This is a genomic window from Bacillus sp. SIMBA_074, from assembly GCF_046534555.1.
Lineage (GTDB): Bacteria > Bacillota > Bacilli > Bacillales > Bacillaceae_G > Bacillus_A > Bacillus_A mycoides.
In genome coordinates, this window is sequence record NZ_JAWRYM010001243.1 from 1 (window position 1) to 235 (window position 235).

The window sequence follows — 235 nt, forward strand, 5'->3', positions numbered from 1 at the left end:
ACCCGCTTCTCGGCCCTGGGCGAGGAGGCGTTCATGCCCAAGGTCGATACCATCTCCACCGGCTTGTTCCTGGTCGAGCACTTCGAACTCAACGACCGCTGGCACTTCGAGGCCGGCGCCCGCCACGAATGGCTCAAGCACACCCCGCGCGACGACGAACGCCATCGTCCGGCGTTCGACGGCAACGCCACCTCCTACTCCGGCGCGGCGATCTGGTCGCTGCGCCCGGACCTGT

The 235-nt window shown here is 67.7% G+C and carries 1 protein-coding gene; it reads left to right on the top strand.

Annotated elements, in window-relative coordinates:
- Positions 1–33: 33 nt before the first annotated feature.
- Positions 34–235: TonB-dependent receptor domain-containing protein (locus tag SB773_RS34695; protein WP_410595099.1), on the top strand; the 202-nt coding region annotated here is incomplete at its 3' end.